The sequence below is a fragment of the Photobacterium nomapromontoriensis genome (assembly GCF_050336815.1).
GTDB lineage: Bacteria > Pseudomonadota > Gammaproteobacteria > Enterobacterales > Vibrionaceae > Photobacterium > Photobacterium nomapromontoriensis.
This window is the reverse complement of sequence record NZ_JAKJSL010000006.1, coordinates 1-8,265: the sequence shown is the minus strand read 5'-3', so window position 1 is coordinate 8,265 and position 8,265 is coordinate 1. Positions and strand designations below refer to the sequence as shown.

The 8,265-nt window shown below is 41.2% G+C and carries 9 protein-coding genes; 4 read left to right on the top strand and 5 right to left on the bottom strand.

The genetic code is table 11. The features are described from left to right. The coding region (locus L4D12_RS00515; RefSeq protein WP_428445867.1) for a transposase at window positions 1–294 on the top strand (294 nt) is incomplete at its 5' end. On the opposite strand, the gene L4D12_RS00510 is transcribed toward L4D12_RS00515, so the two are convergent. Next, a complete protein-coding gene (locus tag L4D12_RS00510) occupies window positions 269–475 on the bottom strand; it encodes a nuclease domain-containing protein (RefSeq protein ID WP_428445866.1) in 207 nt (68 codons plus the stop codon). The two genes, L4D12_RS00515 and L4D12_RS00510, sit on opposite strands and share 26 nt — an antisense overlap. Window positions 476–1,288: 813 nt before the next feature. Between L4D12_RS00510 and L4D12_RS00505 the strand changes: the two genes are divergently transcribed. Beyond that, window positions 1,289–1,771 carry a hypothetical protein gene (locus L4D12_RS00505; protein ID WP_428445865.1) on the top strand — a complete coding sequence of 161 codons (483 nt, stop codon included), beginning with the start codon at window positions 1,289–1,291 and terminating at the stop codon, window positions 1,769–1,771. A 165-nt stretch (window positions 1,772–1,936) separates the two neighbouring features. Here the strand turns inward: L4D12_RS00505 and L4D12_RS00500 are convergent, their stop codons facing one another. Then, complete coding sequence (locus L4D12_RS00500) at window positions 1,937–2,473, bottom strand: hypothetical protein (RefSeq protein WP_428445864.1); 537 nt, start codon at window positions 2,471–2,473, stop codon at window positions 1,937–1,939. Between the two features lie 115 nt (window positions 2,474–2,588). Next, complete coding sequence (locus tag L4D12_RS00495) at window positions 2,589–3,578, bottom strand: alpha-amylase family glycosyl hydrolase (protein WP_428445863.1); 990 nt, start codon at window positions 3,576–3,578, stop codon at window positions 2,589–2,591. Between the two features lie 1,063 nt (window positions 3,579–4,641). On the opposite strand from L4D12_RS00495, the gene L4D12_RS00485 reads away from it, so the two are divergent. Continuing rightward, on the top strand, window positions 4,642–4,962 hold the full coding sequence (locus L4D12_RS00485; protein ID WP_428445862.1) for a helix-turn-helix transcriptional regulator: 321 nt from the start codon (window positions 4,642–4,644) through the stop codon (window positions 4,960–4,962). A gap of 319 nt (window positions 4,963–5,281) precedes the next feature. Here the strand turns inward: L4D12_RS00485 and L4D12_RS00480 are convergent, their stop codons facing one another. Both L4D12_RS00480 and L4D12_RS00475 read right to left on the bottom strand, forming a co-directional pair. Then, window positions 5,282–5,911: a LysE family translocator gene (locus tag L4D12_RS00480; protein WP_428445861.1), complete on the bottom strand. Its 630-nt coding sequence runs from the start codon at window positions 5,909–5,911 to the stop codon at window positions 5,282–5,284. Between the two features lie 20 nt (window positions 5,912–5,931). Next, window positions 5,932–7,254, bottom strand: a complete 1,323-nt coding sequence (locus L4D12_RS00475) for a radical SAM protein (protein WP_428445860.1) — start codon at window positions 7,252–7,254, stop codon at window positions 5,932–5,934. 780 nt (window positions 7,255–8,034) lie between these two features. Between L4D12_RS00475 and L4D12_RS00470 the strand changes: the two genes are divergently transcribed. Beyond that, window positions 8,035–8,265: transposase (locus tag L4D12_RS00470; RefSeq protein WP_428445859.1), on the top strand; the 231-nt coding region annotated here is incomplete at its 3' end.

Here is an 8,265-nt window from a genome sequence, read left to right as displayed (position 1 = left end):
ATTGAAGATGCAAACGAGTTCCATCTGGCCATTATCACTGGCGGTGGTGCTGATTGTGTTGAATTACCGTACTTCAAGTGGGTTAACACGATGATAAGTAATGTGAAAAACTCAATGCACGGAACTTACCATGCGATAAACAACAAGCATTTACCGAGATATCTCGCTGAATTCTGCTTTAAGTTCAATCGCAGATTTGATTTGGAAGAAATGATAGATAACCTGATTCACTCAAGTATTCAAACAGCACCGATGCCTGAGCGCTTACTCAAATTGGCTGAGGCTCGGTGGTAATCAGGACGGCCCATATGTCATCACTCTTATACGCCATACCGTGGGTATTACTCGGCAAATGTGCCAACACCACCGTTTCAGGGTTAAAGTTGCACACACCCATGATCTGAACTACGCACTGCTGTCCTTTTGCCGCCTTGCGCAATTTATCACTGCGCAGTGCTGGCGATTTGAATGCCATTTTGTCATGAACCACTTGCACTTAAATACCATATAAATAGAATTTTCTGCCATCAATCATGCTAAGCAATTGAATTATTAAGGCTATTTATTTGAATAGGATACAAATATTTTAGTTATTTTACTTGTGGTTATCTTGCTATTTAGACACAGTACACCCTGATCAACTGTACTTGAAAAATGATCGAGCCCCCATTAAATACGAACAATACCACAAAAAATACGGTACTCTTATCACACAGATTTTATCAGTCATTTTACAACCGTAAGCGATCACCGTACTTTCAGTCGTTTTTCATGGAAACCGATCAAACCAGATAAACAGTTACTATTTATCGTTATTGAACAAAAGCAGGGACCAAAAATTCTGCCTCTGCTAATTCTAATATCACCACCATAGCCGACAGCCCAAAACTCACCATCAGCTGTGATAAACATGCAGATTTCAGGCAAGCGTGGTAGCAATGGGTCTTACTGAAAAACTGCTGATTACTTTGATGATTATCACACAAATAGCATTAACATCATGTTTTTATTGCATATAAAACCATAACGAAGTGATAATCGTTATGATAACCACTATCATTAAGTGGTACTATGTCTTGCTATTATATAGAAACAGAAACCTGTACTGGATGCGGTGAATGTCAACCGGTATACCCTCTTTGACGTGAAGGCATTAAAGGAGAAACTGTCGGGTCTGGTAGTGGTGGTACTATTCATAAATTTAGAATAACAAATATATGTATTTGTTGTGGTATTTGTGTTCAAGCTTGCGATTTTAAAGCTATAAAAGAAAGAGAGGTATATTTAAATGAATAGACGATCATTTTTATCATTTTTGATTTTAGTACCAACGTTTTGCCATGGTGCTCTATCTATTAACAATGAATTGAATATCGACATGTTATATAAACCAGATGGTTCACTAACATTTTTATCTTCAGGAGATCAAATTTTATCTAATGAGAACGGATTAATATTAAAATTAAATGATGGTAGAATAATTTATAATAAAGAAGAAATCAATATCTACCTATCATCATTAAATAATATAAAGGCGGCCAAACAAATAATTAAAACTGACAGTAAAGCTCTTGATTTTAATAAGGTTATCTACATTAGAAATGGTGAGGATGTTAAAGGTTCAGAAGTTACAGCTATATTTGATAATAAAGGTGTTGTTATTGAGTCATATGACACTTTAGGTGACGTAAATCGGTTTTATTATGATTCCAAAGGTAACTGGTCTATGACAGATAGCTCTTTGAGAGGCATTCTTCTTCCCGAAAAGTAACCACATAATGACCACTGAGGTGGTCATTATATTCACCTGTATTTTAGTTTGTAGGCCTTATTAAACCCATCAATCACCCGCTTCATCTCTCGTTCAAGGTTCTTAATCTATCTTTTTACGTGACATCCATGGCATAGATAGCATTGTGACGGTTGCGAAGTGCTTTCAGCTGCTTCTCTGTAGATTTAGTAACGACATGAGATTGACCTTACCGCGTTCTGCCTCTTCAGCATGAGCGATGACTTCCTCAACAAACCCATTCAGGTCTGATTTATCATAGCTTTGCTCAACATCACTGATTAAACCCTTGAGGTACTTCGACCCTAAACCGGAGTAAACCGTTTTCAGAATACGCCCATACTCAGTATCACCGACAACTGCGCGTAATCCGTGGTGAACCAGCACTTCATGGCGGAGTTTTTTCCGTAATTCTTTGGTATTGGCGATGTTGTCAGCCACAACGACAACGGATACGCTTATAGGTACACGACTGCTGGTTTCTGGCCTTGAGCCTACATTCTGCTTCTTGATCCGCTCGATGTCTGTGTGCTCGATGATGAATTTATTTTTGCAGAAGTTCAGGCAAGCGCGAAGCGTAGTAAAAATCGAGTTGACCGTTTTGGGCTTTTCCGCGCTGATGGTATCAAGCCATCGCATCCACTCTCTGGCCGGAATCGTTTCAAGGTCAATTAAACCTGACACCCAGTGTTAAATTGCTATTTTTAGTCATGAACTAAAATTTGGGGGTCTCTGTCAATTTCACGCATAGAAAAGCCTAGCAAGTTAGCCAGTTAATGAGAATTTACTGAGCGACTTATCAGGCGGCGTTTAACAATCGCCTACTGACACTTATACCATGAACCCGTTGCTGGCCGATATGATGATGATACTCTCGCAATAGATGTTCTTTACCTATCGCACCTGAGAAGTTTTGCTCTAAATAACGGGTTAATTCCAACCAGTTTGCCTCACTCAGGCCAATACGAGAAACAATATTGAGTGCATTTTCTGATATGTGCCCTTTCTTGCCTTCACGAATAACGCGCCCCGTTTCATCGATAAGCAACAAATAGTCGGTGAAAACAAACGGCAAGCCCTTGGGCATATTGGCGCGGGGATTTCCGACAAAGGGAAACAATGTTCTAGGTTGATAACTGAACTTCGCGGCATAGGCACGTTTCTTAATACTGGTATGTTCAGATACTTCCGGTGTCTTCGCTATACCTGCACGAACCGGATTAAGATCGACATACACCATACATGCAGCCAGTGCGGCTTCATCAAGCAAGGCTTGGGACTTAAACCGCCCTTCCCAAAAACGTCCTGTACAACCGTCTTCCTTATTGGCCTGTCGTGCAATCGGTTCGTTAAGCAACCGCATAAACCAGCTGATGTCATACAACCGTTCACGCCAATCTTCAGCAATACGCTCGACTGCCATCAAATGCGCTCTATCCATCTGGCTTCGTTGGTTTTCATCCATCCAGGTATTTGAAAGGTAATTGCCTTTACATACCTTATGCCAGCGGGTGATAACTTCTTCCTGTGACCAGCTCTTAGCTTGGTCGCTATCAATATGCAATACAACATGGGTATGGTTGCTCATCACGGCATACGCGCAAATATCAACCGCAAAAACCTTCGCTAAAAACAGCAACCGTTTCTCAACCCAACCACGCCGGTGTTCGTAACATTTACCAGTAAGCGGATCTTTACCGCATAGGAAGGATCGCCTAACACAACGCGATACACAGTGGTAATAAGGTGTGTCGGTTAAGCTAACTTGTGTTTTTCTCGCCCTTGGCATATCCCATACTTCCTGCTTTATCCATGTTAAAGAAAGCCTAGACCAAAGGGAAAAATAGTACAAAAATATGGGTGTCTTGTTAATTTTAATTTCTCGTACCGAGCTGGCCGAAAAATGGATTTAAAAGCCTTGAGTTAAGTCGAGCTTGGGTCGGTAATTTTGTTCATTGGTATAACACCGAACATAAGCATAGCCGCCTAAATTACATTACGCCGTCAGAACGACACAGTGGAAAAGATACAGAAATACTGAGCCGTCGAGAGAAGGTGTTATCAGCACATCGAAGCAAGAAACCAGAACGTTGGTCAAAGAATATTAGGAACTGCCAGCCTATCGGGGCAGTACACTTAAATCCCGAAAGAGAAGCAGCTTAATAATCGACCAACTAGTGACAACTACCTTGAAAAACACCGCTTGTGGTACCACAACAATAGGTCTCAATGTATCACCTTCAATATCATCACCTAAGTCCCTGCTCATCTAAATCAATATGCACTAGGCTGACCTATGGGTATCAGCAAGGACAGCCTAGATCATGTCAACATGCACAAACTGCCAAAAATACGATGCTGTGGCATTCACTACCTAGGAATGCTATTGCGAAGATTGTGCGTTAGGTACTGCAATTGTACTGCTCACACATTGTCGACTTAGCAACAAAGCCATTAATGCTCTTGTCGCCAACGGCTGGAACATTCCGATTACCACTACCCCTCACTTCAGTGCCACTGACATTTCCAAAGAACTGGGCTGCAGCGCTCAAAAAGTTGGAAGAGTGACCAACAAGCACAAGCTAAAAACCAATCAATATGGCGAATGGCGGTTAAACCAAGCCGCGAATAGCCGTAAACAAATTGAGACATTTGGGTACAACGACGCTGGTAAACAGCGATTAACAGAAATAATAGGTAACGACCATGGGATCAATTGTATTAACAAGAGTCACTCAGCATAACAAAGCTATCAATATCACCCTTCCACAACCAAACTGGCTTGAAATGGATTCAGATTTATTTGCACTTCCTCAATGTCTATCAGTAACGGCGTAAATAAGGAGCAAAAAATGCACAATTATACTGACTACCCTACTGTAGACGTCTCTTATAGCGTTAAATCATACAGTTACGTTACGCCGTCACAGTTTAAATCTGAGAAAGAACCAGAGCAATCATCTCAATCTTTATCAAGCTTGAATGACCAATCATCAACGCAGCTGATCAGCCATAATGAAGTGCTGGAAATGTTCCAAGTATCTAGCAAGGCCACCATCTACAAATGGCGACAAACTCGCGGATTTCCAGACCCGGTTACACTGATGCCGTTGCGGTGGTTAAGGGCTGCGGTTGAAGAATGGAAGGATAATGTTGGGGGGTATGGGAGGTAATAAAACAATCCGCGATCATCATTCAATGATCGCGGATTTATATTTTGAGTCATGCCTGAAACGAAATTCTGATTAGTAGAACTATTTACCAATACAAAAAATATCACGTCTATCTGTAATTTAACAAATATACTCATACTCGATCTTACATATCTGCTGGTATCGTAACTCACAACTGGACATAACAAAGTCAGTGGCTTTGCTAATTAGTTGGCCATGAATTACTATTTCTATGGGTAACCTTCTTTCTCATGACCAAACTTGCTATTCCACTACACTACATGATGGCGGGCTTAGTGCCCCCCCGGAAAGAGATTATCTACAGCCATGACTGGCCCTGTGCAGTTAGAATTTCAATTAGTGTGGGGGTAACAGAGCACAGCAGTAGAATTGCCATCAGATAGTTAAATAGAGAAAGGTGTACTTCCTTGTTTAAGAAACGGTGAATGGCGGTGCCAAACAGCAACCAAACCCCAACACAAGGGAGTGCTGTGACTAAAAATACCAGCGAGAGTGTTATGCTACTTGAGATAAATAGGCTATCTAATGTTGTAAAGGCCGCGATCGCACTAGTGGCAACAATCCATGCTTTTGCGTTAACCCATTGAAAGAAAAACCCGTGCCAAAATGAAAGTGGCTTGGTTGAGACTGCGTCTAGACCACAGTGCTTAGAGCGAACAATTTGCCAAGCGAGGTACACCAAATAGAATACCCCAACTATCTTGATCGCAAGGTATAGCTCTGAGTAGCGCAGTAATACTTCTCCAAACCCCAAGCTGATGAGAAATACCATGGTCGAGAAGCCAACGCATATGCCGAGTAAAAGAGGGAAACTTCGTAAAATGCCGAAGTTCACTCCAGAGGTTGCAATGATAATATTGTTCGGCCCAGGCGTTATGGTTGTTGAGATGGCGAACAAGAACATCGCGGTGATGTAACCTACTTCCATGATTTTTCCTCCATTTTCTTTTAGCTCATAAGTTTTATGTCAATGAGCTGTGAACAGGCCCAAGGATCGGGCGCAGTAAAACTGCCTGTATGGTTATAAGCTTTCGCTTTACAGCCACCAAGGCAGATTGCTCTATTCCCACATGACGCGCACTCCTCCATCGAGTCGATCGTAGCGCTTCGCAGTGGTGACCACAGTTCTGAGTTCCAAAGTTCAGCAATTGGTGTTTGCTTGATATTGCCGACTTTAAATTCATCACCAGAGAGCACTGGGCAGTAGCTCAGATCGCCATTTGACTTGATGTAGCACTGCTCTATGCCGACACCGCAAAGGTTTTGCTGCTCGGTATAGTCGAGACTTGCTGAGGGTGCATTGTGCTGAATAAGGGGCTTGGTATGTGCACTCAGCATCTCTTTCACGCGTTTGCCATCCTCGATAGGAAGAACCAGTGCCTTTCCTTCTTTGCCACGACCAAAGTAATCAAATCGATCGTAGAACACATCCGAGATATCTAGCTCATCCATCATTTGAATGAAATCAGAGACTTCTTCAATGTTCTCTGTGGTTAAAGTGTGGTTGATACGGACGCTCACCCCGGCGTTTTTCAGTGTTTGAATGCCTTTAATGGTACGCTTAAACGTATTCTTTCCTCTAATTCGCTCATGTGATTTTGCGTTTACACCATCCACACTGATGGCAACAAACTGAACGTTGTATTTTTTAAGCTGATGAGCAATCTCAGGAGTAATAAGTAGCCCATTGCTGAAAATGGAAAAGCGAATATGGTTATGATCAAGAGCTTTTATAAGTCGAAAGATGTCTTTTCTCTCAAATGGTTCACCGCCAGTGAGAATGACGTCAGTGACACCTATCTCCCCCAGTTCATGAATCGCTGAGAGCATTTCTTCTGTTGAAAGCTCACCTGATCTCATAGCTCCAGATTCGTTGTAACAGTGAATACATTGCAGATTACACTTATTGGTGAGTTCAATGTAGGCTGCGTTGAGTGAGCCTGGTGCTTTCAAAATCAGTTCTTCTGAAGGTATAGGGAAGCTTGAAATACTTAATATGTTCGCCTCGCACAAATCTTGAATTATGTGCTCTACTCCCATTTGGATTTCTTCAATACTGCTTAAATTGAACACTTGATGTAAATTATTGACGAGTTGTCGAATTGACAAGAATCCATCACATAGATCCAGAACAGATTTCGTTGACTCGTTAATCTCGATGTCACCATTGACACCAGATGAGTTATGAAAAATAACCTTATATGATTCATGTTCTACGGGTTTTAACACTATATTAGATGAGAGATATGGGTATCCCTTTATTTTACGCATAATGGCTGCCTAACATTCTTGACCTTGAACGGAACACACCACCAAAATCGGTGGTGTGCTTCTAAACACTCAGGTGAGTCCCATTAGTGCAATGCATTTATTGGGCTCATGTAACATGAATACTTATGCTTGTCGTAGAGAGCAAGATGCCACACGAAGAGAACATGAGCTGTTTAGAGAGTTTTTAGCGGTAACAATCATTTTTGGTGTGAATTTCATAATTAATTCCTTATTTGATATGAAATATTTAATTGAAGTGACATATGCAACTATGGTCACACAAAAAAGATAGCACGCATAAAAATCAGACAAAAGTGAAATTATATGCACAACTGTGCAATTTAATATTTCATTTTTGATGCGAACCATCTTTGAATATGCGACCGCTGATATCTTTTAAGGGTGTACTTCTTGCTGGTATTAGAGGGACCGCAAGCTCTGTCTGTGGTACTTGATTGAGTTGATAATTTGTAGTGTTTCTTATTTACTAAACGGAGAGCATTTTATGAGGATAAAGGAAATGAAATTCATGGGGAAATCGAGAGGAACCTTATCCCAATCACAATCGGGGTTTCTGTGGTGGTTATATTTCGAATAACGAAATCTTATTGCTATATTTTGGCTTCCACCTGATTAAAATTTTTTCTAAATGGTTTTGGGGCAGAAGTGAGTTAAATCAACTTAGTTACTGAACAGAGTCTAATCCCCTATCCCCCCTGTGTCAGGATAGTTGTCACTGTCAAAAATCAATCAATTTAGAGGGGCGGAAACAGAGGAAATATGTCTCGTTATTCACAAGAAAGAAAAGAAGCTATCTTGAGAAAGTTGTTACCACCGTTGTCTCGCTCTGTCGCTGAGATAGCAAAAGAAGAAGGCATCAGTGAGGCAACGCTGTATTATTGGCGAAAACAACTTCGACAATCAGGAGCCGTTGTGCCAGATAGTAATACGAGTTCAGAACAGTGGTCAGCGCAAACCAAGCTGGCGATTGTCACAGAAACCTTCTCGATG

Excerpts from the sequence above, each read along its gene's own strand:
- L4D12_RS00510 (WP_428445866.1), bottom strand. The coding sequence starts at position 475 with ATGGCATTCAAATCGCCAGCACTGCGCAGTGATAAATTGCGCAAGGCG.
- L4D12_RS00505 (WP_428445865.1), top strand. The coding sequence starts at position 1,289 with ATGAATAGACGATCATTTTTATCATTTTTGATTTTAGTACCAACGTTT.
- L4D12_RS00495 (WP_428445863.1), bottom strand. The coding sequence starts at position 3,578 with ATGCCAAGGGCGAGAAAAACACAAGTTAGCTTAACCGACACACCTTAT.
- L4D12_RS00485 (WP_428445862.1), top strand. The coding sequence starts at position 4,642 with ATGCACAATTATACTGACTACCCTACTGTAGACGTCTCTTATAGCGTT.
- L4D12_RS00480 (WP_428445861.1), bottom strand. The coding sequence starts at position 5,911 with ATGGAAGTAGGTTACATCACCGCGATGTTCTTGTTCGCCATCTCAACA.
- L4D12_RS00475 (WP_428445860.1), bottom strand. The coding sequence starts at position 7,254 with ATGCGTAAAATAAAGGGATACCCATATCTCTCATCTAATATAGTGTTA.